Below are 25706 nucleotides of genomic sequence, written 5' to 3'. Positions count from 1 at the left end.
CGCGCAATGTCGATCGTATCCACCAGCACCAGCGCCTTCTTCGAGCGCGCCCGCCGCGACATGAAGGACCTGCGCACGCAGGCCGAGAACTATCAGGCGCAGATGTCGAGCGGCAGCAAGCTGGAACGGTCCTCGGACAATCCGGTGGCCGCATCGCGCCTGCGCTCGCTGGCGCGGCAGGAGAAGCTCTCCGGGATTGACCAGACCAACGCCAATCGCGCCAACGCCGACCTGTCGCTTGCCGATGCCGCCATGTCCGACATGGCCGATGCGCTGATCCGCGCGCAGGAACTCGCCACGCAGGCGGCCAGCGCCACCCTGCCCGATACGCAGCGGGCCTCGATCGGGCAGGAGCTGGACCAGATCTTCAGCAACCTCGTCGCCCTTGCCAATGCGCGGGATTCGAGCGGCCATGCTCTGTTCGGCGGCGAAAGCGCGGGTGATGCCTATGCGCTCGATGCCTCCGGCAATGCCGTCTACGTCGGCACCGCAAGTTCCGCCGAACTGCCGCTGGGCGCGGGGCAGAGCGTGACCCGCTCGATCACCGGGCCCGCCTTCCTCTCGTTCAACGCCGCAGGCGGCAGCGCGACCGATCTCATGGCGGTGGTGAAGAACCTGGCGGCCGCGCTTCAGGGCGCCTCGGCCGATCCGGCAGGCGCGGCGGGCAATGCACTGGCCGACCTCAAGACCGGGCTCGACACGCTGACCACCGGCCAGACCGTGATCGGCACCCGCCTCGCCTGGATCGAGGTGACCGACGACCGCCGCGTCAACCTGTCCGAACTGCGTTCCTCGGAAGAAGCGGACCTCGGCAGCACCGATCTCGCCACCACGCTCGCCCAGCTTCAGGAAACCATGACCGTGCTGGAGGCCAGCCAGGCCAGCTTCTCCCGGCTCGCCTCGCTCAACCTGTTCGACCAGCTGACCTGAGCCGCCTTCCGCATCCGGTCTGCGGGGGCAGGCCGGGCACCGCCTGACAGGGGACTTCCTTCATGTTCGTAATCATCGGCGTCGTCATTCTGCTGGTGATGGTTTTCGGCGGCTTTGCGATCACCGGCGGCGCGCTGGGCCCGGTGCTGGAAGCGATCCCGCACGAAATGCTCATCATCGGCGGCGCCGCCGTGGGCGCGATCGTCACCGGCAACTCGATGCACGAGATCAAGGCGCTGGGCAGCGGCCTCGGCAAGGTCTTCAAGGGGCCCCGCCACAACCGGCAGGATCATATCGACGCCATCATCCTGACCACGCGGTTGATGAAGATCCTGCGCTCGGAAGGACCGGTGGCGCTGGAAAGCCATGTGAACGAGCCCGAGGTTTCCCCGCTGTTCGCCGAATTCCCGCGCCTGCTGGCGAACAAGCCGCTCATTCACCTGATCTGCGACACCCTGACCCTGATCGTCGTCTCTTCCGGCACGCTGGAAGTCCACGCGGTGGAAGACGTGATGGACAATGCGATGAAGACGCATTTCCACGAGATCCACGAACCGCAGCACGCCCTCCAGGGCCTTGCCGATGCGCTGCCCGCGCTCGGTATCGTCGCTGCCGTTCTGGGCGTGGTGAAGACCATGGGCTCGATCGACAAGCCGCCCTCGATCCTGGGCGCGATGATCGGCTCGGCGCTGGTCGGCACGTTCATGGGCGTGCTTCTGGCCTATGGCATCGTCTCCCCGCTGGCGGGGCGGCTCAAGCAGGTGCTGGAGCAGGACGAGCAGATCTTCCAGGCGGTGAAGCAGGTCATCATCGCCAGCCTGCACGGCTGGCCGCAGCCGCTGGTGGTGGAATCGGCGCGATCCGGCCTTGGCCACGCCTTCCGCCCCGGCCTTTCCGAACTGCTCGACGCGATGAGAGGCCGCTGACATGGCAATCAGGAAGAAGCCCGAACCGCCCCGGCCGATCATCGTCAAGAAGATCACCATGGTCGCCGCCGGGCATCATGGCGGTGCCTGGAAAGTCGCCTATGCCGACTTCGTGACCGCCATGATGGCCTTCTTCCTGCTTCTGTGGATACTGGGCGCCACCACCGAGAAGCAGCGGCGCGGCATTGCCGACTATTTCACCCCCACGCTGGTCAAGACCAAGCAGGGCAGCGCCGGATCGGGCCAGGGCGTGCTCGGCGGCGCTTCGCTGACCCAGGTGGACAATTACCCCTTCAAGGCCGGGCAGACCGGCACCAAGACCCTCACCATCCCGCGCGATGCTACCGGCGGGCCGAAGGAGGGCGGCAGCAAGATCAAGCGCAGCTCGCGCGCCAAGGAGGCGCTGCAAAAGAAGCTCGCCTCCACCGAGCGCCTGCGCCGCCTCGCCAGGCAGGTCCGCATGGTGGACACGACGCAGGGCGTACGGATCGACATGGTGGACGATGCCAATTTCTCGATGTTCCGGCTCGGTACCACGATCCTCACCCCGCAGGCCGTCGAACTGCTCTCGGCAATCTCGCAGGCGATCGGCACCGAAGCAGGTGGAGGCGGCGGCCCGCTGACGATCCGGGGCCACACCGATGCCCTGCCCTACAAGCAGGGAATTCCCGGCAACAACTGGTCGCTTTCAGCTGGGCGCGCCGAAGCGACCCGCCAGCAACTGATCCGCGACGGCGTGGAACCCGCCCGGTTCAGGCGGATCGAAGGCGTGGCCGATACCGAACTGCTGATCCCCGCCGATCCGCATGACCCGCGCAACCGGCGCATCTCGATCACGCTGGCGGACTAAGGGTCAGGACCCATTAATCACGCCTGCGAGGTTTGAATCAAAATGGCTCAGAGCGAGGAAGGAAGGCGTAGTAATATGTCTATATTTCAAGACTTTCTGACGCTGCACCGGGCCATTTTGATCAAATCCCTCCGGGACACCGGAATGGCTCGCAGGCGTGATTAATGGGTCCTGACCCTAGGTTCTTCAGCCGCGATCGAGCCACCAGCGCATCAGCACGTGCGCCACCGCATGGGCAGGCGGTGCGCCAAACGCCTTGCCGCTTTCGCCGCGCCCCACCGCTTCCAGCGCCTCCGCCACCTCTTCGCGCGTGAACCAGCGGACATCCTCCAGTTCGGTGGCGTCGATGGTGATCGCATCGTCATCGGCGAAGGCATGGCAGCCGATCATCAGCGAGGACGGGAACGGCCACGGCTGGCTGGCGACATAAGTCACGTCGCGCACGCGCACGCCGGCTTCCTCATGGATTTCGCGGGCCACGGCTTCCTCGATGGATTCGCCCGGCTCCACGAAACCCGCCAAGGTCGAATAACGCCCCGCCGGGAAGCGCGGCTGGCGGCCCAGCAGGGCGCGCCCCTCATGCTCCACCAGCATGATCGTGACCGGATCGACACGCGGGAAGTGTTCGGCCTGGCAATCGAGATTGGTGCAACTGCGCTGCCAGCCGCCCTTCGCAAGCACGGTGGGATGGCCACAGACCGCGCAATGGCGGTGGCGGCTGTGCCAGCTCACCAGCGAGCGCGCGCCGCCATAGGCCGCCAGTTCGCCCGGATCGAGCACGGCCATGGCATGCCAGTTCACCGGGGTGGCGAGCGGTCCGCCGGGCGGAACCACTACCGGCACTTCGGCGAAACAGGGCACCGAACCGTCCAGCCCGAGGAAGATCATCTCGCTGCCCGGCTCCGCATCGGCGAGCGTGCCCCAGACCAGCGAACCGTCCTCGGCCAGCACCGCGTCGAGCCCCTCCATCCGCATCAGCCGCGCCTCGGCGGACTGGAGCGCGAAGAGGGCATCGGGATTGTTGCGGATATGATCGGCGCGGTCGAGGTGCGAACCGGCAAAAGCGATGGGCTTGTTCAAGAACGGGTCTCCGGGAGATGCGCGAGCAGGGCCATGACATCGGCCTTCAGCGCGGTCTGGAACTGGGGAATGAGATCGAAGGCGTTTGGCGGCATGAACTGCACGAACAGCTGCGAGCGCAGGCCCCGGATCATGTCCACCATGCCCACCGTCCCTGCCGCGCCGGCCCAGCCGAACAGCCCGTTCTCCGCGCCCTTGCCCACGCGCCCGCCCGCGCCGAAGCCGCTGCCGGCCGGAAGCATGGCGGAAAACGCGACGCCGGGGGGCAGCAGGTCGGCGGTGCCGGTCACCACCGCGCTTTCGGCCAGCACCCGCCTGCCGTCGATCGTGCCGCGCTGGGCAAGCAGGCGCAGAAACCGGTCATAGTCGCGCGGCGTACTGACGAGGCCGGAACCGCCGAAGGGAAACGCCGGCGTATCGAGGAACACCGAGTTGCCCGGCTCGTCGATCGGCACCAGCACCTTGCCGAGCGCCGCGTAATTGGTGGTGAGGCGCTTCGCCTCTGTTTTGGGCACCTGGAACGCGGTGCTGGCCATCCCGGCTGGTTCGAACAGGGCCTCGCGCAGATAGGCGTCGAAGGGCCGCCCGGTGACGACCTCGATCACCCGGCCCATCAGGTCCAGCCCGAGCGAATAGCTCCAGTGCGTGGCGGGATCGTAGACCAGCGGCACCTCGGCAAGGCGGTCGGCGAACGCGGCAAGGCTGGGTGCGGGCGCGGCATCGGTGAAGCCGGGCACCTTGAAGCGGCTCACTTGTCCGGCGGCAAGCCCCTTCGCCTGCATCAGTTCGCGGATCGGCCCGGTCTGCACGATCGAATAGCCCAGGCCCGAGGTATGCGTGAGCAGGTGCCGGATCGTGATGGCGCGCGGCGCCGGATGGAGCGCGGCGAGCGAACCGTCGTAACGGTCCTGCACTTTCATCTGCGCGAAACGGGGCAGGATTTCGTGCAACGGCTGGTCCAGCCCGAGCCTGCCCTGCGCGATCAGATCCATCGCCATGATCCCGGTGACGGGCTTGGTCATCGAATAGATGCGGAACAGGCTGTCGGCGGTGATCGGCGCGGAATCGTTGAACCCTTGCGCGCCGCGCGTGACGAATTCGGGCTCCCGCCCCGGCTGGCCGAGCGAGGCGACCATGCCCGGCAGCAGGCCCGAGCCGATCCACCGTTCCACCAGCGCGCGCACGCGGGGCAGGTTCTCGTCCTGCTCGGCAGCCCAGGCGAGATGCGGCATGAGCGCCGCGCCGATCCCGGCAAATCCCGCCATGTGCAGCAGCGAACGACGGTCGATCCGCGCCTCAAGGCGCCGGCGTGCCGTGCTCATGCGACGGGCGCCCGCGCCAGTGCGGCGGCCTTGGCGAAAAGCGTGGGCAGGCCCGCATCGTCCAGCCGGTCAACCGGCCACCATTCGCCCGCGCCCGGCGGATCGGCCGAAGCCGCGCCGCAATGAACCGAAAGCGAGAGTTCGAGCGAGAAATGCGTGAAGACATGCCCGACCCGGCCCGCGCTTTCCCACGATCCGGGCAAGGGCGCCTCTCCATGCCCGTCCGCCCGCGCGGACCAGCCGTCGTCCGGCAGGGCGCGCATTCCGCCCAGCATTCCTTTGTCCCCGCGGCGCACCAGCCAGACCTTGCCATCCCGCTCGATCCAGAAGGCGCGGCCCTTGCGGGCAGGCCTGGCCTTCTTCGGCGCCTTGACCGGATAGCGTTCCGGCTCGCCCTCGGCCCTCGCGCGGCAGGGCGAGGACAGCGGGCAAAGCAGGCAGCGGGGGCTGCGCGAGGTGCAGACCATGGCGCCCATGTCCATCAGCGCCTGCGCAAAGTCTCCGGCGCGGTCCTGCGGGGTGATCGTATCGGCAAGCGCGCGAATTTCCGGCCGCGACCCCGGCAAGGGCGCTGTGACCGCGAAGAGCCGCGTGACCACCCGCTCGACATTGGCATCCACCACCACGGCCCGCCGCCCGAAAGCGATCGCGGCGACGGCGGCGGCGGTATAGGCCCCCAGTCCCGGCAGGGCGCGCAGGCCCTCCTCGGTATCGGGAAACACCCCGCCCCGCGCGGCGACTTCGCGGGCGCAGGCCAGCAGGTTGCGGGCGCGGGCATAATAGCCGAGCCCCGCCCACGCCGCCATGACGTCCTCGTCCGATGCGGCGGCCAAGTCCATCACGGTGGGCCAGCGATTCGTGAACCTGGCGAAATAGTCCTTCACCGCCGCCACCGTGGTCTGCTGCAGCATGACCTCGGACAGCCAGACGCGGTAGGGATCGGGGGCCGCCGTGCCGGGAGGGGCGCGCCACGGCAAGGCACGGGCATGGGCATCGTACCAGTCGAGAACCTTGCGGGAGATCGTATCGCGGCTGGCGTCCATCAGCGCCCTATGGCATTGGAGCGGCCACAATGGAACGGGATCAGTTCAAAGGATCGGACAAGGGCGAAACTGCGTCGCCCATGGGCGCCAAGTCCGCGCCTGAAGCCATGCCGAAGCGCGGCGCCCGGACAGGAACGAAAGCCGGCCCGAAAACCGCGGCCAAGACCAAGCCCAAACCCGCCTCCCCCCGGCTCTACGAGCGCCCGCGCGGCGGCGGAGCCCGCGCTATTTCCGACCTCATGCCCGAAGTGGGCCGCACGGCGTTCCGCCGGTTCGGCTTCATCCAGTCCAGCGTGGTGACGCGCTGGCCCGATATCGTCGGGCTGCGCCATGCGCGCGTCTGCTCGCCCGAATCGATCCGCTTCCCTCCGGGCGAGAAGTGCGACGGCATTCTCCAGCTGGTGGTCCTGCCCGCCCATGCCCCGATGATCCAGCACGTCGTGCCCGAGATCATGGACCGGGTGAACCGCTTCTTCGGCTACATGGCCGTGGCGAAGGTGAAAATCCGGCAAGGCGAGGTCAAGCCGCCGCCCGCCACCCGACCGAAGGCGCCCCCGCCCGCGCTGAAACCCGTACCCTACGAACTGGGCGAATCGCTGCGCGACATCGGCGATCCCGAGCTTCGCGCGGTGCTCGAATCCCTGGCCCGCAGCCTCGGTGCCCAGGAAGATGCCCAAACGGAAAATCAGGAAAAGCAGTGATGAAGTCCACGTTGCGTCTTGCCGCCCTTGCCGCCTGCGCCCTGCTGAGCGTTGCAGCCGCCAAGCCTGCTTCCACGCCCGTCCGCAAGCCGCTGGCGCCCAGTTCCAACCCCGCCTCCAACTGGGCCAACCAGATCGTCGTCACGCCCGACGGCAGCCATATGTACGGCAACCCGAAGGCCCAGATGCAGCTTACCGAATTCGTGAGCTACACCTGCCCGCACTGCGCGCACTTCAACCGCGAGGCCGATCCTACGCTGCGGCTGACCATGGTGCCCAAGGGCCAGATCGGCGTCACCGTCACCACCCTGCTGCGCAACCCGATCGACCTCACCATCTCGATGCTGACGACCTGCGGCGATCCCAAGCGCTTCTTCGTGCGGCACAATGCCTTCCTCGCCAGCCAGGACAGCTGGATGGGCAAGCTCGAAAAGATGAGCGAGGAACAGGAAAAGCGCTGGTACCAGGGCGCGCTGCCCGATCGCATGAAGGCGATCGCCAGCGACCTGGACTTCTATTCCAAGGTCGCGGCATGGGGCATGAGCCGCACCCAGGCCGACGCCTGCTTCGCGAACGAGGCCGTGTTCGACACGATCAAGCAGCAGCAGGCCACCGTGGCCAAGAGCGGCGTCAACAGCACGCCCAGCTTCATCCTCGACGGCAAGCTGCTCGACACGCACGACTGGGCGGGCCTCTCCAAGGAGATCACCGACAGGATGGCCGCCCGCCGCAAGGGCTCGATCTGACGGTGCGCGCGCGGGCAGCCCGATTTCGGGCGCCCGCTTCGAGGCACCGGCCCATCATCTCGCCGAAAGCACGGAAAACGGGCGGATTCCTGTGGGAAAGCGCCCGTCTTTCCGCCCTCTCCCGCTGTTATCCGCCCAAGCCTTGGGCTAGTTTCCCCGTCCTCTCACAAGGATTCGCTGACATGATCCGCATCACCATGCGCTCCCTCGCCCTCGGAATGATCGCCGCACCGCTCGCACTGGGCCTCGCGTCCTGCGGCAAGAAGGACGAAGGCGCCGGAGAAGCCCCCAAGTCGGCCCAGCCGCTGCCCAAGGTCGCCGCACCCGCCGGCAAGACCTGGGCGGAGGACGTGGTCAAGACGTCGGAAGGCGGCTACCGCATCGGCAACCCGGACGCACCGATCAAGCTCGTCGAGTATGGCGCGCTCTCGTGCTCGCACTGCGCGGAATTCGCGCAGAAGGGCTTCGACAAGCTGCGTGACGATTACGTCGCCAGCGGCCGCGTAAGCTACGAACTGCGCTACTTCATGCTCAACGTCTTCGACATTCCGGCCTCGCTGCTCGCCACTTGCGGCGCAACCGAGGCGGTCCTGCCGCTCAGCGAGCAGTTCTGGGCCTGGCAGCCGAACATGTTCCAGAACCTGCAGTCCGCCGGAGACGCGCGGATGAAGCAGATACAGGACCTGCCCAAGGACCAGCAGATGGCCGCCATCGCCGAAGTGGGCGGCATGACCGAATTCTTCGCCTCGCGCGGGATTTCGCGCGATCAGGGCAAGGCCTGCCTCGCCGATACCGCCAAGGCCAAGGCCTTCGCCGACCAGACCCAGAAAGCCACCACCGAGTTCAACGTCACCGGCACCCCCACGTTCATCATCAACGGCAACACCGTGGGTTCGATGGGCTGGGAAGAACTCGAAGCCAAGCTGCAGGAAGCCGGCGCGCGCTGACGCGCGCCGCCTTTCGTGAACTGATCGAAGCAAGATGCGCATAAGACGGCTCAAGCTCAGCGGTTTCAAGAGCTTCGTTGAACCGGCGGAACTGCGCATCGAGCCCGGGCTGACCGGCGTGGTCGGCCCGAACGGCTGCGGCAAGTCCAACCTCCTCGAAGCGATCCGCTGGGTCATGGGCGAAAGCTCGGCCAAGTCGATGCGCGGCGGCGGCATGGAGGACGTGATCTTCGCGGGCACCGCCACCCGCCCGCCCCGCGCCTTCGCCGAAGTGGTGCTGCAGGCCGAAACCGCGCCGGACGCCAACGGCACGCGCGAGGAACTCGAAGTGGTCCGCCGCATCGAGCGCGGCGCCGGCAGCGCCTATCGCATCAACGGCCGCGACGTGCGCGCCAAGGACGTGTCGCTGGTCTTCGCCGATGCCGCCACCGGCGCGCACAGTCCGGCGCTCGTCAGCCAGGGCCGCATTGCCGCCGTCATCGCCGCCAAGCCCGCCGAACGCCGCGCCATGCTGGAAGAAGCGGCGGGCATCGCCGGCCTGCACGTCCGCCGCAAGGACGCCGAACAGAAGCTGCGCGCCACCGAGGCCAATCTCTCGCGCCTCGAAGACCTCATGGCCGGGCTCGACAAGCAGGTCGCCGGCCTGCGCCGACAGGCCAAGGCGGCAGAGCGTTACAAGGCCCTGTCGGACCAGATCCGCCTGGCCGAAGCCCGCCTGGTCTTCGCCCGCTGGCGCGACGCCGCGCAGGCCGCCGAGGCTGCACGCAAGGAATCCGAAGGTGCCGAAGCGCGGGTGACCGCCGCACAGGATGCCGCCAGACAGGCGCAGGATGCGCAGGCCAAGGCCGCCGAAGCGCTCGTCGAAGCGCGTGACGAACTGGCCGACCGCCGCGACGACGCCAGCGCGCAGGGCCACCGCATGGCCACATTGACCAGCCAGCTCGAAGCCGCCGAACAGCGCCTCCGGGACCTCGATCGCCAGAAGAACCGGCTCGACGAGGATCGCGGCGATGCCGACCGCATGACCCGCGACGCCGCGGAAGCGCTTGCCCGGCTCGAACGCGAACTGGCCGATGGTGCCCGCCAGCTCGAAATCGACGAAGCGCAGCGCCCGCGCCTCGCCAATGCCCTCGAAGGCGCAGACCGCGCGGCTCGCGCCGCCGAACTCGATCTCGCCCAGGCCACCGCCGCGCAGGCCGGGGTAGAGGCCGAATGGCGCATCGCCGAAGCCGAACTCTCGCAGGCGCGCAGCCGGCTGGACCGGCTCGCCGCCGAAGCCGCGCGCCTTGCCGCGCAAGTCGAGGCGCTTGACGCGGCGGGCGATCTCGCGGCCGCCGTCACCGATGCGCGGACCCGGGCCGAAGCCGCCACCGCCGCCCTTGCCGCCGCGCGCGAGGGACTGGACGCGCAGCAGGCCCGCAAGACCGCGCTTCAGGCCGAACGCGATGCCGCCGCATCGACGCTGGCCGGCGCCCGCGCCGACCTGACCGGGATCGAGCGCGAACACGGCGCCCTGCTCAAGGACCGCGAAGCCCGCGCCAAGGGCGCCAAGGCCGCGCATGGCCTGCCGGTCGCGATCGATGCCCTGCGCGTCGCCCCCGGCTACGAACGGGCCGTCGCCGCCGTGCTCGGCCGCGATTCCAAGGCCCCGCTCGGCGAAATCGCCAGTGCGGACGGCCGCTTCTGGACCGGCGCGCAGGCTCCGGCTGCGGTGAAGGACAGCCTGGCGGCCCACGTCACCCGGTGCCCCGCGGAACTCGCGGCGCGCCTTGCCCTCGTCCATGTCGTCGATGAAGACGATGGCCGCCAGCTCGGCACCGGCGAATGGCTCGTCACCCGCGCCGGTGCGCTGCGCCGCTGGGACGGTTTCGTCGCGCGCGGCGAAGGCGCGGCCGAAGCGGCCCGGCTGGAGGCGGAGAACCGCTTCGAACAGCTCGCCGCCCAGCTTCCGCCTTTGCGGGAGGCCGTTGCCGCTGCCGAGGCACGGCAGGCCGAAGTACAGCAGCAGCTTTCCGCCCACGCCGCCGCCCTCGTCGCCGCCGAACGCGCGATCGCCGATGCCGCCAATGCCGAACGCGGCGCCCTGCGCGCCGCCGATCAGGCCGAGGATGCCCGCGTCCGCCAGGAAAGCCGCCGCGCCGAGGTAGATCGTGCGCTGGGCGATCTGGCGGAACAACGCCAGGCCGCCGAACAGGACATCGCCGTCGCCGAAGGCAAGCGCTCCGTCCTGCCCGACCCCGAGAAGGGCCGCGCCGGGCTCGAAGCCGCGCGCGAAAAGAACGACAGCGCCCGGGCGACCCTCCAGATTTCCACGGCAACCCTCGCCTCGCACGATCAGGGGCTGGCCGTCGCGCGGGAACGCACCGCCTCGCAGCGCGGCGATATCCGCAACTGGCAGGCACGCGCCGGAGATGCCGCCAACCGCCTCGCCCAGATGGCCGGGCGGCTTGAGGAGATCGAGAGCGAGCGTGCCGTCGTGGCCGCGAAGCCCGCCTCGCTCATGGAGCAGATCGAGCAGGGCGAAGCCGTGCGCAATCGCATCGCCGAGGAACTGGGCAAGGCCGAGGCCGCCGTCGCCTTCGTGACGGACGCCGCCCGCAAGGCCGATGCCGCGCTGGCCGCCACGCAGGAACTGCTGGCCAGCGCCCGCGAGCATCGCGCCGGGGCCGCCGCCCGCGCCGAGAACGAGGACGCCCGCCGCGTCGAGATGACCCGCGTTTCGGGCGAGCGCTTCCAGTGCCCGCCGCCCGTCCTGCCCGAGCGTTTCGAATTCGCCCCGGCCGAGGTCGGCGAGGCGCAGGCCGAGATCGCGGCGATGGAACGCCTCGTTGCCGATCGCGAAAGGATCGGTCCGGTCAACCTCGTGGCCGCCACCGAACTTGCGGAGGCGGAAAGCCAGCTTGGCACCAGCATCACCGAAAAGGCGGAGCTGGCCGAGGCGGTGAACCGCCTGCGCGGCTCGATCGGCAATCTCAACCGCGAGGGGCGTGAACGGCTGCGTGCGGCTTTCGAAGCCGTGGACGGCCATTTCCGCCACCTCTTCTCGCGGCTGTTCCAGGGCGGGCAGGCCCATCTCGCGCTCGTCGATTCCGATGATCCGCTGGAAGCCGGCCTCGAAATCTTCGCCCAGCCGCCGGGCAAGCGGCTCCAGTCGCTGACGCTGCTTTCGGGCGGCGAACAGGCACTGACCGCCGTGGCCCTGATCTTCGCGCTGTTCCTCACCAATCCCGCGCCGATCTGCGTGCTGGACGAAGTCGACGCCCCGCTGGACGACGCCAATATCGAGCGTTTCTGCGACCTGCTCGAAGCGATGACGCAGGAAACCGACACGCGCTACCTGATCGTCACTCACAATGCGGTGACGATGAGCCGCATGCACCGCCTGTTCGGTGTGACGATGGTGGAAAAGGGCGTTTCGCGGCTGGTCAGCGTCGATCTGGTCGGCGCCGAGGAACTGCTGGCGGCGGAATAGGCCGTGTCGCTCATCGACGGCTACCTGCCCCGCTTCCAGTTCTCGGAAGTTCACGCCTGCCGGATCGCCGCCGATGCGGCGACGATCCTCGATGCCGTCGCGGCCTACAGGCCGGAAGAGGATACGTTCTTCCGCATCATGATCGGCTTGCGCGAAGTGCCTGCCCGGCTGACCGGGCGGCGCGGTGCAGAGCCTTTCGGAATGCGGAACTTCACCCTGCTGGAGCGCGGCGAGCACGAACTCGTCTACGGGCTGGTGGGGCAGTTCTGGCAGGCCGACTACGGCCTGCGCCAGATCGCAGGCGGCGCGGCCTTCCGGGCTTTCGGCGAAGCGGGTGTCCCGAAGCTGGCGCTCGGTTTCGAACTGGCGCCGGAAGCGGGCGGCACGCACCGGCTGACCACGCGGACCCGGGTGTTCTGCCCGGACGAAGGATCGCGGCGGAAATTCCGGCCTTACTGGCTGCTGATCCGTCCGGTGAGCGGGCTCATCCGCAGGCGCATCCTTGCCGCCGTGCGCAAGGCGGCCGAAGCCTGAACGGGCTCAGAGGATACCGGCGTTGCCGACCACCCAGCAGGCCAGCGCCATGACCAGGCCAAGGTCGCGATTGGAGCGGAACCGCGCGAGCGCATTCTCGCCGTCCTCGGTATCGAGGGTAGCGACCTGGAAGCCGAGGTGCAGAGCCACCGGCAGCAGGCCGACCAGCGCCACCCAGTCATGCCGCAGCGTCCAGAAGGCCAGAGCCCAGAACGCTACCGCCAGAAGGTAGAACCCGGCGACACCGCCGCGAACGTGGTTGCCGAGACGCAGGGCTGAGGAACGGATGCCAACAACGGCGTCATCCTCGCGGTCCTGAAGCGCGTAGATCGTATCGTAGCCGATGCACCAGAAGATCGACCCGGCATAGAGCGCGGCGATCACCGCGAGATTGTCTCCCCGGATCTCCACCCAGCCGACCAGGGCGCCCCAGGTGAAGACCATGCCCAGCCATGCCTGCGGCCACCAGGTGATCCGCTTCATGAAAGGATAGGCCGCCACCAGGGCAACGCTGCCCAATGCCACGAGCTGCGCCTGCCAGCGCAATTGCAGCAGGACCACGAGACCGATCGCGCAGAGCGACAGCAGCCAGACCCACGCCGCCTTGACGCTGACCTGCCCACTGGCGACCGGGCGCGTCGCGGTGCGGGCCACCTTGCGATCGAGGTCGGCATCGACGATGTCGTTCAGCACGCATCCCGCGCCGCGCATGACGATGGAGCCGAGCAGGAGCCAGAGGACCAGTCCCCAGCGCGCTTCTCCGCCCGCCAGCAGCACGCCCCAGGCACAAGGCCAGAACAGCAGCCACCAGCCGATCGGTCGATCGAAACGGGCCAGCATGGCGTAGGCGCGCGGCTTGGCCGGCAGGGCAGAAATGAGCCCGCGGTGCTGCGTATCCGGGACGAGAAGAGAGTCGCTCACGCCCGGACGAGTAGCCCATCGAAACCGGAATGTCATGGCCGAACGTGCTTAGTGCACATGTGCACGCCCGCGCCCGGTTGCGCCCGCAGCCGCTTCGCGCGACAAGCAGGCCCCCGTTTTCAGGAGTTTCGACAAGACCATGGCCGCCACCCCCGCATGGCCCCCGCGCAGCGCGCCGCGCCTTTTCGTCACCGGCCCGCTGGCCGCGAACGGCAGCGTCGTGATCGATGGCGGGCAGGCGCATTACCTGTCCAAGGTCATGCGAGTCGCGCCCGGCGACGCGGTGATCCTGTGCGACGATGCAACCGGCGAATGGGCCTGTGCCGTCACCTCCGCCGGCAAGCGCGACGTGATCCTGGAAGTGCGCGACCATTTGCGCGAACGCGAGGCGGTGCCGGACTTCTGGCTCTGCGCGGCGCTGCTCAAGAAGCCCAACTTCGACCTCGTGATGGAGAAGGCGACCGAACTCGGCGTGGCGCGCATCCAGCCGGTCATCACGCGCCGCTGCGTGGCGGACAAGCTCAACCCCGAACGCGCGCTCACCATCGTGACCGAGGCGGCCGAGCAGTGCGCCCGCACCGCCCTGCCCGAACTGGCCGGGCCGTTGAAGCTGGAAGCGCTACTGCGGGACTGGCCGGAAGGCCGCACGCTGTTCTTCGCAGACGAGACCGGCGGCGCCCCGGCGGCCGCGCAGTTCGCGGCGCACGCCGGTCCGGCGGCATTGCTGGTCGGGCCTGAGGGCGGGTTCGACGAGGAAGAGCGTGCTCTCATCCGCGCCCATCCGATGGCGCGGGCGATCACGCTCGGCCCCCGGATCCTGCGGGGCGAGACGGCGAGCATCGGCGCCACCGCCTTGTGGATGGCCACCGCGGGCGACTGGTGAAGCACTGCGGCCACGCCTTGAAGCGGTCCGATACCCCGCTGCGAGCGGCAGCCGGGAACCGGCGCGCCATGCTTGCGAAACCTCAGGAAACCGCCGTTTCGGAAAGAAACAAACCGCTCGGTACAAAAAGTTGTAGCGTCCGGCGGCGGGCCGCACTAACTCCGCGCCCATGAGCACCCGTGAGGTTTCGGATCGCGAAGATCCGGTGATCGAAAGCCTGGACCAACTCGCCGCGCCGATGGCCGCGGGCGAAAAGCCGCGCGATGCGTGGCGGATCGGTACCGAGCACGAAAAGTTCGTCTACGACACGGGCGATCACCACGCGCCGTCCTATGCCGAAACAGGCGGAATCCGCGACCTGCTGATGGCGCTGACCGAATTCGGCTGGGAACCCATCATCGAGGGCGGCAACGTCATCGCGATGAAGGGCAGCGACGGCACCGTCAGCCTCGAACCGGCGGGCCAGCTCGAACTTTCGGGCGCGCCCCTCGAAAACCTGCACCAGACATGCGCCGAAACCGGCCGCCACCTCGCCCAGGTCAAGACCATCGGCGATCGTATCGGCAAGGCGTTCCTCGGCCTCGGCATGTGGCCCGACAAGACCCGCGCAGAGCTTCCGATCATGCCCAAGGGCCGGTACGACATCATGCTGCGGCACATGCCGCGCGTGGGCTCCATGGGGCTCGACATGATGCTGCGGACCTGCACCATCCAGGTCAACCTCGACTATTCGAGCGAGGCGGACATGGTGAAGAAGTTCCGCACCAGCCTTGCGCTCCAGCCGCTGGCCACCGCGCTGTTCGCGGCCTCTCCCTTCACCGAGGGCAAGCCCAACGGCTTCCTTTCCTACCGCAGCCACATCTGGTCGGACACTGACCCCGCGCGCACCGGCATGCTGCCCTTCGTGTTCGAGGACGGCTTCGGCTACGAGCGCTACGTCGACTACATGCTCGACGTGCCGATGTACTTCGTGTTCCGCGACGGCAAATACATCGACGCGGCCGGCCATTCCTTCCGCGACTTCCTGAAGGGCGAGCTTTCGGTGCTCCCCGGCGAACGTCCGCGCATCTCGGACTGGACGGACCATCTTTCAACCGCCTTCCCCGAAGTGCGGCTCAAGTCGTTCCTCGAAATGCGCGGTGCTGATGGCGGCCCGTGGGGCCGTATCTGCGCCCTGCCCGCCTTCTGGGTCGGCCTGCTCTACGATCAGGCCGCGCTCGACGCCGCCTGGGACCTGGTCAAGGACTGGGACATGGAAGGGCGCGAACGGCTGCGCAATTCGGTGCCGAAACTGGGCCTCGACGCACCACTGCCCCAGTCGTTCCGCGGCGGCGGCGGTACCCTGCGCGATATCGCGGGCGAAGTGCTGAACATCTCCCGCTCGGGCCTGGCCTCGCGCAACCGCCTCAACGCCGGCGGAGACAACGAGACCGGCTACCTGGAACCGCTGGCCGAGATCGTCGCCACCGGCAAGGTTCCGGCGCAGCGCCTGCTCGACCTGTACAACGGCGAATGGGGCGGCGACCTGTCGAAGGTCTACGCACTGAAGAGCTTCTAGGAAACCGAAGGGCTAAGGCAGGGGGCCTGGCTCCCCTGCCCTCTTCGCGGCGCCGAGCGCCACCGCGAGGGCCTTCCCCTATTCCGCCGCCTGCGGCTCACGCACTTTCGGCCGCAGCCTTTCGCCCAGCCTCGTCAGCGTCCGCGTGATCGGCGCGTTCCTGGCCATCCAAGCATGATAGGCGCGGTACTTCGCGTCCTCGGCCAGCAGGTGCGCTTCCTCGGTCCGCGCGCGCCAGTAGTAGATGCCGCTCACCACCCCCAGCAGCACGGTGTTGCGCACCATGTCGGTCAGCGCGTGGCTGGTGACGAGGAACGGCAGCGTCGAAGTCCACCAGAACAGGTTCTTCGACAGGTAGGCGGGATGCCGGGTGAAGCGATAGGGCCCGTTGGTCAGCACGCCCCTGTAGGTGAGGTTGGAGAAGCGCAGGCCGAAAGCGAAAGTCGCCCAGGCATAGACCGCGGTGAGGAACACCATGAACCCCGCCCAGAGCCACAGCAGCGCATCGTGGCCCGCCAGCCAGTAGGACCAGCCGGGGGTATTGACCTCGTAGCCCAGCACGTCGGCACGGCCCATGGTGCCCCAGACGAAGGGCGGATAGCACATCAGCGCCGCCACCCAGCCCGCCAGCAGGGGATTGCCGCTGCGGATATGGGCATCGAGCGGGCGGAAGGTGAAGATGTAGCCCACAGTGCCGATCTGCACGTCGATCAGGAACAGCAGCGCGATCACCGTGGAGGCGAGCGGGACCGGATCGTGCACCATGGCACCGAAGTTCGCCTCGACGACCTGTGCGAAGCCGCCGGGCAGGATCGAGATCATGAAGGCGCCGAAGAAGGCCTTGATGGCCCAGGCGCGGCCATGCTTCTTCACCGCCTCGACGTCCCAGGCATCGCGGCCGATCAGCAGGGCGCCGAAGTGCCAGGCCTGGTCGCGCGGATCGATCAGCCGGCGATCCAGCCAGAGCACATAGGGGATCGAGAGCACGAAGACCGGCAGCGCCGCAGCGCCGATCACCTCCATCGCGAAGAGGTACTGCCCGTCCCAGTACCAGCGGCCGATGCAGTAGAACACGCCTATCAGCGCCCAGGTGGCCCAGAGCCCGGCCAGCTTGGTGACTGACACGTCCACCGCTTCGGCGAGCGGGCGGCGCAGGTTCCAGTCGATTCCGGTGGAAGGGCGGCGGTGGACCTTGTCCACGAACACGGACCAGAGCGCCATCGCCGTGCCCGTCACGAAAAGCGTGGCGACGGAGGCGTAAGGCCCGCTCATCGGTGCGTGCGGGCCGGGAAGCGCCAGGGCTTCGGCAATGGCGGCCCAGTTGCGACAGACCATGAGCCAGGCAAGCAGCGCCGCCAGCCCGGACAGGCCGACACCGGCGGAAACGTCGCTCGGGGGCAGGTCTTTCGCGGAATTCGGGGCGCTGCTCATGCCCGAGGGACTAGCCGCAATTGGTTAAGGGGTGAGAAACGCAGCGGGATGCGAAAACGGCCCGCGCCTCCCGGGAGGCACGAGCCGTTTTCAGGATGCCGCCGATGGACGGGGCCCATGAGCGGGGCCGTTCAACGATAAGCGCTGATCTGGCCCGAATCGTCCAGCACGTAGAGCGTCTGGTTGGCCACGACCGGTGCCAGCGAAACGGCATCGCTCAGTTCCACGAAGGGCGTCAGCTTGCCGGTCGTGGGATCGACGGTGCCGACTTCGCCGCGCGAATTGGCGACCCACAGCTTGTTCCCGGCGAGCACCGGGCCGACCCAGAAGATCGGACCCTTGCGCTTCTTTTCCTTGGCGTAGCGCGCGAGCTGGGTCAGCCAGCGGACCTTGCCGGTGGTGCGGGCGATCGCGAGAATCTCGGCGTGATCATCCAGCGTGAAGACCCAGTCTCCCACGACAATCGGGGTCGAGATGCCCGCGAGGTTGAGCTCCCAGATGCGCTGCCCGGTGACGAGTTCGTAAGCGGCCATGCGGCCGCCCTGGCCCAGCGCGTAGACACGGCCGCGATCGATGATCGGGTCTGCGTCGACGTCGGTAAGGCTGCCCACTTCGGTCGAGATCGAAGTGCGCGCCAGTGCGTCAGACCAGAGCTGGCGGCCGTTCTCGTAACGGTAGGCCACCAGTTCGCCCGAGGAATAACCCGCGATCACGGTGCCCTGCCCGGCCGCCGGAGCCGCCACGCCGAACACGCCGGCCTGCGAGAGCGAGCCGGACTCGTTCCACAGCACATTGCCGTCGGCGGCATTGAGCGCGAAGATCTGGTTGTCCTGCGAGATCACGTAGACCGAGTTGAACGAGATCGTCGGCGAACCGCGCAGCGGGCCGCCGGGCTTCTTAGTCCAGATCTGGCTGCCGTCCGCCGCCTTGAGCGCGGCGACTTCGCCGAGGCCGGTGGTGACGTAGAGGTTGCCCGAATCGTAGCTGACGCCGCCGCCGAAGATCGACTGCGAACCGTCACCCGAAACGGCGAAGTCCTTGGTCCACAAGTGCGCGCCGGTCTTGGCGTCGAAGGCGTGGACGACGCCCGCGGTGTCCATCACGAAGAGCTTGTCCTCGCCGATGACAGGCGCTGCGGCCAGACGGGCGCGGGGGGTGGAACCGGCAATCTGCGCGGTCCAGACCTTGCCCGGATGGTCGGCCAGCGCGAGGTGGCCGTAGGACTTGCCGGCATTGCCGCCCGCCTGTGCCCATTCGGCATTGGCTTCGGCCGGGGGCAGGATCACCGAGACCGCTTCGAGCGAGGGATCGACCTTCGCACCGCTTTCGATTCGCGAAAGGATCGGCACGCGTTCACCCACGGTGGGGGTCTTGGGGCCCTTGCTGTTCGACTTGCACCCGGAAAGGCCGGCGACGAGCGCCAGCGCGATCAGCGGAACGACCTTCGCACGGCTGGATTTGAACACCGATGCCGTCATGCGCTTAGTCTCAACCATTGTCATTCTCCGGCGGGCGCGGCAACCGCGCCCGTCTTGGCATCAGGCTTGCCGATCGGCTCGCCGCGTTCATCGACGACATCCTCGATCGCATCGACGCCGAGCACGGCGGCGAGCTGGCGGGCGCGGCTGCGCAGGCCGGCTTCGACCTGCTCGTCCTTGGCGATGGCGGCGAACAGCGGACCGGCCTGGTCCTGCTTGTTCATCTTGATGTAGGCCATGCCGACCATTTCGCCGGCAACGCCGAACCAGGCATTGCCCGGCGCGGCATAAGGCTTGAGTCGGGCCACGACGTCTTCGGGCTTCATCGCATCGAAATTGACGGCGACGCCGCGCACGGCCGCAAGGTCGCGCAGCGGCTGCGGCGCCTTGGCGTCGTTCGCCACTTCGCCATAGAGCCTGACCGCATCCGGCACGCGCTTCTGTTCGGCGGCGATCCCGGCCAGCAGCAGCTTGGCCGAAGTCGGGCTGCCGCCCGAACCCTGCGCCGCAAGCGGTTCGAGCTTGCCCTTGGCGGCATCGAGGTTGCCCGCCTTCATGCTGTCGAGCGCCTGGACATAGGCCTCGGCATTGGCGTCGCGCTGCTGGGTCTGGCGGTGGCTCCAGTAGAGCCAGCCGCCGAAGGCGAGAAGCGCAAGGACAACCGCCGCGAGCACCGGCTTTCCATAGCGGCTGAAGAAGCCCTCCACCTGGTCCTGGCGCAGGGCATCATCGACCTCGCGCAGGAATACATCCTGCTGCGCGGCGATTCGCTCGGCGGACTTCGGGTTGGACGGCGTGTTGCTGGAAGGAGGCAGAGCCAATTTGCGGGCGCTTTCTGCGGAAATCAGGATGGTTGCCGGGCTGTTTAGCGAATGGCCACGGCTTTTCAACGGTGATGATCGCTGCACCGGTCGGGGTGAAGCCTTGCTGAATGGTGTCCGCGTGTCAAATCAGCCGCTCCCGGCCCAGCGCTTCGCCGTAAGTGCGGCTGTAGGCGGAGAGCATCGCCGCCTCGTCGTAGCGGTCCCGCGCAAGTGCCCGGTTCGCCGCGCCGAGCCGGGCGCGAAGCCGCTCGTCGCCCGCCAGCCGCAGCAGGGTGGAGGCCAGCGCCGCCTCGTCTCCGGGGGGCGTGACGAGCGCCCGGTTTTCCACCGATACCATGTCCGCGACATCGCCGACGGCGGGCGAGGCCACCGGCAGCGCCGCCGCCATCGCCTCGACGACGGAGATCGGGAACTGCTCGCTCTCGGAAGACAGCGCGAAAACGTCGAACAGGCCCACCGCATGGGAAGGGTCGGCCACGAAGCCCGGCAGGTGGACCCGGCCCGAAACTCCGCAGCGCGCGGCCTCGGCCTCGATCGCGGCGCGGTCCGGCCCCTCGCCGAGAATCACCAGCCGCCACGGCTCCGGCAGCGGCGCGAAGGCGCGGACCAGCCGCGGAAGGTTCTTCACCGGCCGCAGCCCGGCCAGGGTGCCGACCCAGCGCTCTCCCGGTTGCTTGACGATGCCCGGCAGGACATCGGGCCGCGGACGGTCGAGATAGGCGTCGCAATCGATACCGTTGGTGATGAGCCGCACCCGCCCGCGCGGCTGGCGCCAGGCGGAAAGCGCAATCGCCTCCAGCCGCCGCGAGGGGACTACCAGCGCCGAAGCCCGCCGCAGCGCGATTCGCCGGTAGCGGTTGCGCGCGGGCTTGAGCCCTGCCGCCTCGTCCTCGTTGAAGCCGTCCTCGTGATGGACCAGCGGCGGCAGCCCCAGCAGCCCGCTGAACAGGCCATGCGCCATGACCGCGTCCATCGCCCCCCAGTTGTAGGTCAGCACGAGATCGAAGTCCGCCATCGCCTTGGCGATCCGCCAGAGACGCGCGGGCGCGGGGCGCCCCTGGAGGCCGGGAAAATCTTCCGGGAATGTCACATCGAGCGCCGGATCGAGCACGATCGCCGCCCCGTGCGCGCCCGGCTGGGCCGAAACCACCGCATGGGCGATGCGCGGCCCGAACAGGTTCATCAGCCGCACCGCGCGCAGTTCCTTGCCGCCGGCGGCAAAGCTCGAATGAAGATGGAGAATGCGCAAGGCCGATGCCGGTCCGGCTCAGGGAACCTGGGCGAGCAGCCGCTCGATCGCGTCCATCGCCTCCGGCTCGTCCAGCGTCGGGGCATGGCCGACGTTTTCCAGCGTCACCGCCTCGGTCCCCGGCAGGCGGCGCAGCATCTTTTCCAGCGTGGCGGCGGAAAGCAGGTCGGACAGGTCGCCGCGCAGCACCAGCACCGGACGGCCCGCCAGCGCTTCCCATGCCGGCCAGAGATCGGGCTGGTCGTCCACGTCGTACCCCAGGAAGGGTTCTGCGATCTTCATGTCGTAATCGAAGACCACGCGCCCCGAATTGGACAGCGTCATCAGCCGCTTGGCGCGCCCGATCCAGAAATCCAGCGGCTGGCCGGGATGAGCTTCGCCCTGGTTGTCCTCCAGCGCGCGCGCGGCATGGACCCAGGTGGGATAGCTGCGGCCCTGCCCGACATAGTCCTTGATCCGCTCCACCCCGGCAGGTTCGAGGAATGGCCCCACGTCGTTGATGACGGCGGCGACGATCCGTTCGGGAAACATCGTCGCCAGCCCCATCGTCATCAACCCGCCCAGCGAGGTGCCGATGGCCACGAAACGGTCGATCCCTTCCTGCTCCAGCAGCGCCAGCAGGTCCTCGCCATATTGCAGCGGGTTGTAAGTGGCCGAATCGCGGGCATATTCGCTATCGCCCCGGCCGCGCATGTCCGGGCAGATCACGCGCCAGCGGGGCGAGAGGACTTGCGCCACATTCTCAAAGTCCCGGGCGTTGCGGGTAAGGCCGTGGAGACAGACGATCGGCGGTTTTCCTTCGGATTCGCCCGGATAATCGCGAAAATGCAGCTTCAGACCATCGCGGCTCGACCAGAACCGATCCTCATAACCCGTCATGCCGAAGCTGCGACCTCCTGTTCGCCCGCCTTGCTAGACCGGCCTTGCATCGCCACTATCGCCTGATGCGAAGCGAACCGCAAGCAAGTGCCTATCGTCCTGCCCCGCGTATCGAGGCGATTTCCGACTGGATCGCCAGTCCCGTGAGCGCCGCGGCGTTTCCGGCCCATACCCTGCGCTTCCGAAATGACCGGTGGGCGCGGGCAGTCGGGCTGGACGGGCTGGACGATGCCGGCTGGACCGCGCATTTCGGCCGCTTCGAACCGCTGCCCGGCAATCTCCCGCAGCCGCTGGCGCTGCGCTATCACGGCCACCAGTTCCGCGTTTACAATCCCGACATCGGCGATGGGCGGGGCTTTCTCTTCGCCCAGTTGCTCGACGGGGCCGGAAACGGAACCGGCCGCGTGCTCGACCTCGGCACCAAGGGATCGGGCCAGACCCCCTACAGCCGCGAAGGCGACGGAAGGCTGACGCTGAAGGGCGCGGTGCGCGAAATCCTCGCCACCGAAATGCTGGAGGCGCTGGGCGTCCATACCAGCAAGACCTTCTCGGTGATCGAGACCGGCGAGGAACTCTGGCGCGGCGACGAACCCTCGCCCACCCGTTCGGCGGTCATGGTGCGGCTCAGCCAGGGCCATATCCGCATCGGCACCTTCCAGCGCCTGCTGGCACTGGAAGAACGCGACCACATGGCCGCGCTCGTCGCCTATTGCCTGGAAACCTTCCCCGGCGGCCCGCCGCCAGAGGACGCGCCCGGGCGCGAGCAGCCCGCGGTGATCCTGCTGCACCAGGTGGTGGAGCGCATGGCGGACCTCGCCGCGAGCTGGATGGTCGCGGGCTTCGTCCACGGCGTGCTCAATACCGACAACATGAACATCTCGGGCGAGAGTTTCGATTATGGCCCCTGGCGCTGGCTCCCGCATTGGGACCCGCGCTTCACCGCCGCCTATTTCGACCGCACCGGCCTCTATGCCTTCGGCCGCCAGCCGGAAGCGGTGCTGTGGAACTGCGGCCAGCTCGCCATGGCGCTGCGCCTGCTGGTGGGAACCGCCCCGCTGGTGGCCGCGCTGGACCGTTTCGCACCCCTCTACCAGGAAGCGATGAGCCGCCGGTTCGCCTGGCGTCTCGGCGTGGTGCCGCAGGGGGTGAAGGACGATGCCGCGCTGATCCAGGCGGCCGAGCAGGCCATGGTCGCCACCGGCGAGGCGCCGGAGCAGTTCTTCTTCCGCCATCGCGGCGGGCGTGACGGCGGGAACGACCTGTTCGGCCAGCTCATGCACAATTATCGCCCCGCCGCGACGGCGGACGATCCCTTCTGGAAGCGCAAGGCCCCGCCCGGCATCCTGATCGACGAGGTGGAACGCATCTGGGCGGAAATCGACCAGCATGACGACTGGTCCGCGCTTCACGGGAAAGTGGAAGAAATCCGGGAGCTGGGCCGCCAGCTCGGCCCGGCGCCCGCCCCCGCCGGCCACCCCTTCCCCGCCTGAGCGACAAAGGATTACAGGTCCTGTTAGCTTCCCGGTAGGGAACTTGTGCAAGAGCATGTGCTGCAGCGAGTTACCCAAGCCAACGGATCAGCCAAAGTCATGGGCGGTACAGCCACGAGGCCGGCGCAGGATGCCACCAGAGATCAGGAAACCACCGAAACCGTGAACAATGCGGACATCGTTTCCCACGAACCGGCTACCGGCGCGGAAATCTGGCGGGGCAAGCCCTGCAACGTGGACGAGGTGGTGGACCGCGCGCGGCGGGCCTGGCCGAACTGGGCCGCGCTGCCGCTGGCCACCCGCATCGAACTGCTGCGCCGCTTCGCCAACGAGGTGCGCAAGGATGCCGACCGGCTGGCCGTCACGATCGCCCGCGAAGTGGGCAAGCCGCTGTGGGAGGCCCGCGCCGAAGTCGAGAACGTGATCGCCAAGGTCGAAGTCTCGATCCGCGCCTATGCCGAGCGTACCAGCCAGCGCAAGCTGGACTCCGCGCTCCAGGGCACCATGGCGGTCCGCCACAAGCCGCACGGCGTGCTCGTCGTGCTGGGACCGTACAATCTCCCGGCCCACTTGCCCAATGCCCACATCGTGCCCGCCCTGATCGCGGGCAACGCGGTGATCTTCAAGCCGAGCGAGAAAGCCCCCGCCACCGGGGAAATGCTGGCGCGCTGCTTCCACCGCGCCGGGATTTCCGCCTCGGTCATGCAGCTTGCGGTGGGCGGCCCGCTCGAAGGGCAGGACTTCGTGGCGCATGGCGGGGTGGACGGGGTGCTGTTCACCGGCTCGGCCAATACCGGCATCTCGATCAACCGCCGCCTCGCCGCCCGTCCGGACAAGCTAGTCGCGCTGGAAATGGGCGGCAACAATCCGATCGTCCTGTGGGACACCCCCAAGCTGACCGATGCCGCCGCGCTCATCGTCCAGTCGGCTTTCGCGGGCGCGGGGCAGCGCTGCACCGCCGCGCGGCGGCTGATCGTGAAGGGCGCGATCTACGACGCCGCGATCGCCGAAGTGAAGGCGCTGGCCGACCGGCTCATCGTCGGCGCCCCGTTCGACGAACCGGCACCCTTCATGGGCCCGATGATCGACAACATGGCGGCGGACGGGCTGACAGAAAGCTTCCTCTATCTGCTGAGCAACGGCGGCAAGGCGATCAAGCATCTTGTCCGCCCGGACGACGCGCTGCCCTTCCTCAGCCCCGCCATCATCGACACCACCGCGATGAAGGACCGCCCCGACGTGGAACTGTTCGGGCCGATCCTCCAGGTGATCCGCGTGGACGATTTCGACGAGGCGATCGCCGAGGCCAACAATACCCGCTTCGGCCTTGCCGCATCGCTCGTCGGCGGCAGCCCGCAGGACTACAACCGCTTCTGGGCGAACGTGCGGGCGGGCATCGTCAACTGGAACCGCACGACCACCGGCCCCAGCCACGCCGCACCGATGGGCGGCATCGGCCTTTCGGGCAATCACCGTCCCTCGGGCTATTATGCGGCGGATTACTGCGCCTATCCGGTCGCCTCGGGCGAGATGGAACAGCCGCGCGCGGTGATCGGCGTGGGCCTGAAATAGGGCCTCACTGGCCCGAGGTCACCAGGTCCACTTCCGTCACGCCGTTCGCCAGCTTGCGGGCATATACCACATAGGCCAGCGCGCCCTTGCGGCCGCCGATCGCGTGATCGGCCCCGTCGACCCGGTATTCCGCGCTGTATCCGCCCTTCTGCGCCATCGCGTAATAGAACGAGATCACGTCTGCGGGGCTGACGGCGGTGCCGTAGTTGACCACCCGCAGGGCGCAGCCTTCCGCGTCGGTTCCGGCCGCTTCCTGCACCGCGCCGCGGGGATAGACCGGAAGCGCGGCGGGCAGCTTCGTGGCCCAGCTGTCGGAATAGCGGACCTTGCCCGCGCAGTCGGTCTTCGCGGCGCGGCTAGCCTGCGTGACCCGCGCCGCGCTCGCCGCGCCTTCGGCCAGCGGGGATGCCGAGCCCTTCTGCGGTGCCGGGGCCGCGCCCAGCGCGCCGCCGGCCGCTTCGGCCGCGGCCTTCTTCGCAGCGGCGACAGCCTCGGGAGAGCGGGCGGCGGCGGGCAGAACGATGCCGTTCCCGCTCGCAGCCGGTGCCGGGTTCCTGCCGCCGGTCATCTCGGGATCGACGACGATCCGGTCCCCCAGCCCGCCCGCCAGCGCGGGATCGCTTGCCTCGTCCACCGGCTTCTTCTCGTGCGAATCGCAGCCCGCCAGCAGCAGCGCGGCGCCCATGCCGGCGAGCAGGAGAGAAGTGCGGCCCATGGAGGGATGTCTGGCCTTCATCGTCGCGTCCTTTTCCCGCCGGGGCCAGGATCTTGCGAGCGGCACTGCGGCATGAATATCTGCCGCCCAGCCTTCCCGGCAATTGGCGCGAAGACAAGGGGCCGCGCCGTCCGATCGCGGCCGCGTCCCAATTC

At 68.3% G+C, this 25706-nt stretch carries 22 protein-coding genes; 12 read left to right on the top strand and 10 right to left on the bottom strand.

Translation table 11 applies throughout. The annotated features are described in order from the left end of the window. Positions 1-6: 6 nt before the first annotated feature. The 3 genes from ACLIMP_RS05440 to ACLIMP_RS05430 all read left to right on the top strand — a co-directional run bounded on the left by ACLIMP_RS05440 (position 7) and on the right by ACLIMP_RS05430 (position 2706). Complete coding sequence (locus ACLIMP_RS05440; RefSeq protein ID WP_185998072.1) at positions 7-930, top strand: flagellin N-terminal helical domain-containing protein; 924 nt, start codon at positions 7-9, stop codon at positions 928-930. A gap of 62 nt (positions 931-992) precedes the next feature. Beyond that, a complete protein-coding gene (gene motA, locus ACLIMP_RS05435; protein WP_132469421.1) occupies positions 993-1856 on the top strand; it encodes a flagellar motor stator protein MotA in 864 nt (287 codons plus the stop codon). A 1-nt stretch (position 1857) separates the two neighbouring features. Next, positions 1858-2706: a flagellar motor protein MotB gene (locus tag ACLIMP_RS05430; RefSeq protein WP_054436654.1), complete on the top strand. Its 849-nt coding sequence runs from the start codon at positions 1858-1860 to the stop codon at positions 2704-2706. Between the two features lie 186 nt (positions 2707-2892). Here ACLIMP_RS05430 and nudC read toward each other — a convergent pair whose 3' ends face one another. Genes nudC through mutY form a run of 3 tightly spaced genes read right to left on the bottom strand, consistent with a single transcriptional unit; the run spans position 2893 to position 6151 of the window. Next, on the bottom strand, positions 2893-3786 hold the full coding sequence (gene nudC, locus ACLIMP_RS05425) for an NAD(+) diphosphatase (RefSeq protein WP_443478090.1): 894 nt from the start codon (positions 3784-3786) through the stop codon (positions 2893-2895). Continuing rightward, positions 3783-5108 (bottom strand): serine hydrolase domain-containing protein, encoded by a 1326-nt coding sequence (locus tag ACLIMP_RS05420; protein WP_324698027.1) that lies wholly within the window; start codon positions 5106-5108, stop codon positions 3783-3785. Before ACLIMP_RS05420 ends, nudC begins: the two co-directional genes overlap by 4 nt. Beyond that, the gene (gene mutY, locus ACLIMP_RS05415) at positions 5105-6151 is read right to left on the bottom strand and encodes an A/G-specific adenine glycosylase (RefSeq protein ID WP_324698024.1); all 1047 of its coding nucleotides are present in this window, start codon (positions 6149-6151) and stop codon (positions 5105-5107) included. The genes ACLIMP_RS05420 and mutY overlap by 4 nt, the downstream gene beginning before the upstream one ends. Positions 6152-6258: 107 nt before the next feature. On the opposite strand from mutY, the gene ACLIMP_RS05410 reads away from it, so the two are divergent. The 5 genes from ACLIMP_RS05410 (at position 6259) to ACLIMP_RS05390 (ending at position 12551) form a co-directional block, all read left to right on the top strand. After that, a complete protein-coding gene (locus tag ACLIMP_RS05410) occupies positions 6259-6852 on the top strand; it encodes a DUF721 domain-containing protein (protein WP_420719875.1) in 594 nt (197 codons plus the stop codon). Then, positions 6852-7598, top strand: coding sequence for a thioredoxin domain-containing protein (locus ACLIMP_RS05405; RefSeq protein ID WP_054437040.1), 747 nt, complete (start codon positions 6852-6854; stop codon positions 7596-7598). The genes ACLIMP_RS05410 and ACLIMP_RS05405 overlap by 1 nt, the downstream gene beginning before the upstream one ends. 182 nt (positions 7599-7780) lie before the next feature. Continuing rightward, a complete protein-coding gene (locus tag ACLIMP_RS05400) occupies positions 7781-8545 on the top strand; it encodes a thioredoxin domain-containing protein (protein ID WP_185998077.1) in 765 nt (254 codons plus the stop codon). Positions 8546-8579: 34 nt separating this feature from the next. Next, positions 8580-12017 (top strand): chromosome segregation protein SMC, encoded by a 3438-nt coding sequence (gene smc / locus ACLIMP_RS05395; protein WP_443478089.1) that lies wholly within the window; start codon positions 8580-8582, stop codon positions 12015-12017. Positions 12018-12020: 3 nt separating this feature from the next. Then, on the top strand, positions 12021-12551 hold the full coding sequence (locus tag ACLIMP_RS05390; protein WP_324698015.1) for a hypothetical protein: 531 nt from the start codon (positions 12021-12023) through the stop codon (positions 12549-12551). Between the two features lie 6 nt (positions 12552-12557). Here ACLIMP_RS05390 and ubiA read toward each other — a convergent pair whose 3' ends face one another. Beyond that, positions 12558-13472, bottom strand: a complete 915-nt coding sequence (gene ubiA / locus ACLIMP_RS05385) for a 4-hydroxybenzoate octaprenyltransferase (protein ID WP_132469425.1) — start codon at positions 13470-13472, stop codon at positions 12558-12560. A 139-nt stretch (positions 13473-13611) separates the two neighbouring features. On the opposite strand from ubiA, the gene ACLIMP_RS05380 reads away from it, so the two are divergent. Then, positions 13612-14355: a 16S rRNA (uracil(1498)-N(3))-methyltransferase gene (locus tag ACLIMP_RS05380; protein WP_324698012.1), complete on the top strand. Its 744-nt coding sequence runs from the start codon at positions 13612-13614 to the stop codon at positions 14353-14355. A gap of 169 nt (positions 14356-14524) precedes the next feature. Next, positions 14525-15913, top strand: a complete 1389-nt coding sequence (locus ACLIMP_RS05375) for a glutamate--cysteine ligase (RefSeq protein WP_324698010.1) — start codon at positions 14525-14527, stop codon at positions 15911-15913. A gap of 78 nt (positions 15914-15991) precedes the next feature. Here the strand turns inward: ACLIMP_RS05375 and ACLIMP_RS05370 are convergent, their stop codons facing one another. The 5 genes from ACLIMP_RS05370 to ACLIMP_RS05350 all read right to left on the bottom strand — a co-directional run bounded on the left by ACLIMP_RS05370 (position 15992) and on the right by ACLIMP_RS05350 (position 21774). Further along, positions 15992-17344, bottom strand: coding sequence for a methyltransferase family protein (locus ACLIMP_RS05370; RefSeq protein WP_054437049.1), 1353 nt, complete (start codon positions 17342-17344; stop codon positions 15992-15994). 131 nt (positions 17345-17475) lie between these two features. Then, a complete protein-coding gene (locus ACLIMP_RS05365; RefSeq protein WP_420719860.1) occupies positions 17476-18840 on the bottom strand; it encodes an outer membrane protein assembly factor BamB family protein in 1365 nt (454 codons plus the stop codon). Between the two features lie 2 nt (positions 18841-18842). After that, positions 18843-19643: a tetratricopeptide repeat protein gene (locus tag ACLIMP_RS05360; protein WP_132469427.1), complete on the bottom strand. Its 801-nt coding sequence runs from the start codon at positions 19641-19643 to the stop codon at positions 18843-18845. A 124-nt stretch (positions 19644-19767) separates the two neighbouring features. Beyond that, positions 19768-20895 carry a glycosyltransferase family 4 protein gene (locus tag ACLIMP_RS05355; RefSeq protein ID WP_054437052.1) on the bottom strand — a complete coding sequence of 376 codons (1128 nt, stop codon included), beginning with the start codon at positions 20893-20895 and terminating at the stop codon, positions 19768-19770. Between the two features lie 18 nt (positions 20896-20913). Beyond that, on the bottom strand, positions 20914-21774 hold the full coding sequence (locus tag ACLIMP_RS05350) for an alpha/beta fold hydrolase (protein ID WP_054437054.1): 861 nt from the start codon (positions 21772-21774) through the stop codon (positions 20914-20916). Between the two features lie 65 nt (positions 21775-21839). Between ACLIMP_RS05350 and ACLIMP_RS05345 the strand changes: the two genes are divergently transcribed. Together ACLIMP_RS05345 and ACLIMP_RS05340 are read left to right on the top strand one after the other, a co-directional pair. Further along, entirely contained in the window at positions 21840-23264 is a 1425-nt protein-coding gene (locus ACLIMP_RS05345) for a protein adenylyltransferase SelO family protein (protein WP_324698004.1), read from the top strand. 162 nt (positions 23265-23426) lie between these two features. Continuing rightward, positions 23427-24836, top strand: coding sequence for a succinylglutamate-semialdehyde dehydrogenase (locus tag ACLIMP_RS05340; RefSeq protein ID WP_054437185.1), 1410 nt, complete (start codon positions 23427-23429; stop codon positions 24834-24836). A gap of 4 nt (positions 24837-24840) precedes the next feature. On the opposite strand, the gene ACLIMP_RS05335 is transcribed toward ACLIMP_RS05340, so the two are convergent. Further along, positions 24841-25572 carry a hypothetical protein gene (locus ACLIMP_RS05335; protein WP_324698001.1) on the bottom strand — a complete coding sequence of 244 codons (732 nt, stop codon included), beginning with the start codon at positions 25570-25572 and terminating at the stop codon, positions 24841-24843. Positions 25573-25706: the final 134 nt, after the last annotated feature.

Origin of the sequence: Novosphingobium aeonii (genome assembly GCF_052279045.1) — a bacterium.
GTDB lineage: Bacteria > Pseudomonadota > Alphaproteobacteria > Sphingomonadales > Sphingomonadaceae > Novosphingobium.
This window is presented reverse-complemented; position numbering and strand designations above follow the sequence as displayed.

Coding starts and splice junctions, on each gene's coding strand:
- motA (WP_132469421.1), top strand. CDS start 993: ATGTTCGTAATCATCGGCGTCGTCATTCTGCTGGTGATGGTTTTCGGC.
- ACLIMP_RS05430 (WP_054436654.1), top strand. CDS start 1,858: ATGGCAATCAGGAAGAAGCCCGAACCGCCCCGGCCGATCATCGTCAAG.
- ACLIMP_RS05410 (WP_420719875.1), top strand. CDS start 6,259: ATGCCGAAGCGCGGCGCCCGGACAGGAACGAAAGCCGGCCCGAAAACC.
- ACLIMP_RS05420 (WP_324698027.1), bottom strand. CDS start 5,108: ATGAGCACGGCACGCCGGCGCCTTGAGGCGCGGATCGACCGTCGTTCG.
- ACLIMP_RS05370 (WP_054437049.1), bottom strand. CDS start 17,344: ATGAGCAGCGCCCCGAATTCCGCGAAAGACCTGCCCCCGAGCGACGTT.
- ACLIMP_RS05375 (WP_324698010.1), top strand. CDS start 14,525: ATGAGCACCCGTGAGGTTTCGGATCGCGAAGATCCGGTGATCGAAAGC.
- ACLIMP_RS05400 (WP_185998077.1), top strand. CDS start 7,781: ATGATCCGCATCACCATGCGCTCCCTCGCCCTCGGAATGATCGCCGCA.
- ACLIMP_RS05440 (WP_185998072.1), top strand. CDS start 7: ATGTCGATCGTATCCACCAGCACCAGCGCCTTCTTCGAGCGCGCCCGC.
- smc (WP_443478089.1), top strand. CDS start 8,580: ATGCGCATAAGACGGCTCAAGCTCAGCGGTTTCAAGAGCTTCGTTGAA.
- ACLIMP_RS05380 (WP_324698012.1), top strand. CDS start 13,612: ATGGCCGCCACCCCCGCATGGCCCCCGCGCAGCGCGCCGCGCCTTTTC.
- mutY (WP_324698024.1), bottom strand. CDS start 6,151: ATGGACGCCAGCCGCGATACGATCTCCCGCAAGGTTCTCGACTGGTAC.
- ACLIMP_RS05365 (WP_420719860.1), bottom strand. CDS start 18,840: ATGGTTGAGACTAAGCGCATGACGGCATCGGTGTTCAAATCCAGCCGT.
- ACLIMP_RS05345 (WP_324698004.1), top strand. CDS start 21,840: ATGCGAAGCGAACCGCAAGCAAGTGCCTATCGTCCTGCCCCGCGTATC.
- ACLIMP_RS05350 (WP_054437054.1), bottom strand. CDS start 21,774: ATGACGGGTTATGAGGATCGGTTCTGGTCGAGCCGCGATGGTCTGAAG.
- ACLIMP_RS05405 (WP_054437040.1), top strand. CDS start 6,852: ATGAAGTCCACGTTGCGTCTTGCCGCCCTTGCCGCCTGCGCCCTGCTG.
- ACLIMP_RS05335 (WP_324698001.1), bottom strand. CDS start 25,572: ATGAAGGCCAGACATCCCTCCATGGGCCGCACTTCTCTCCTGCTCGCC.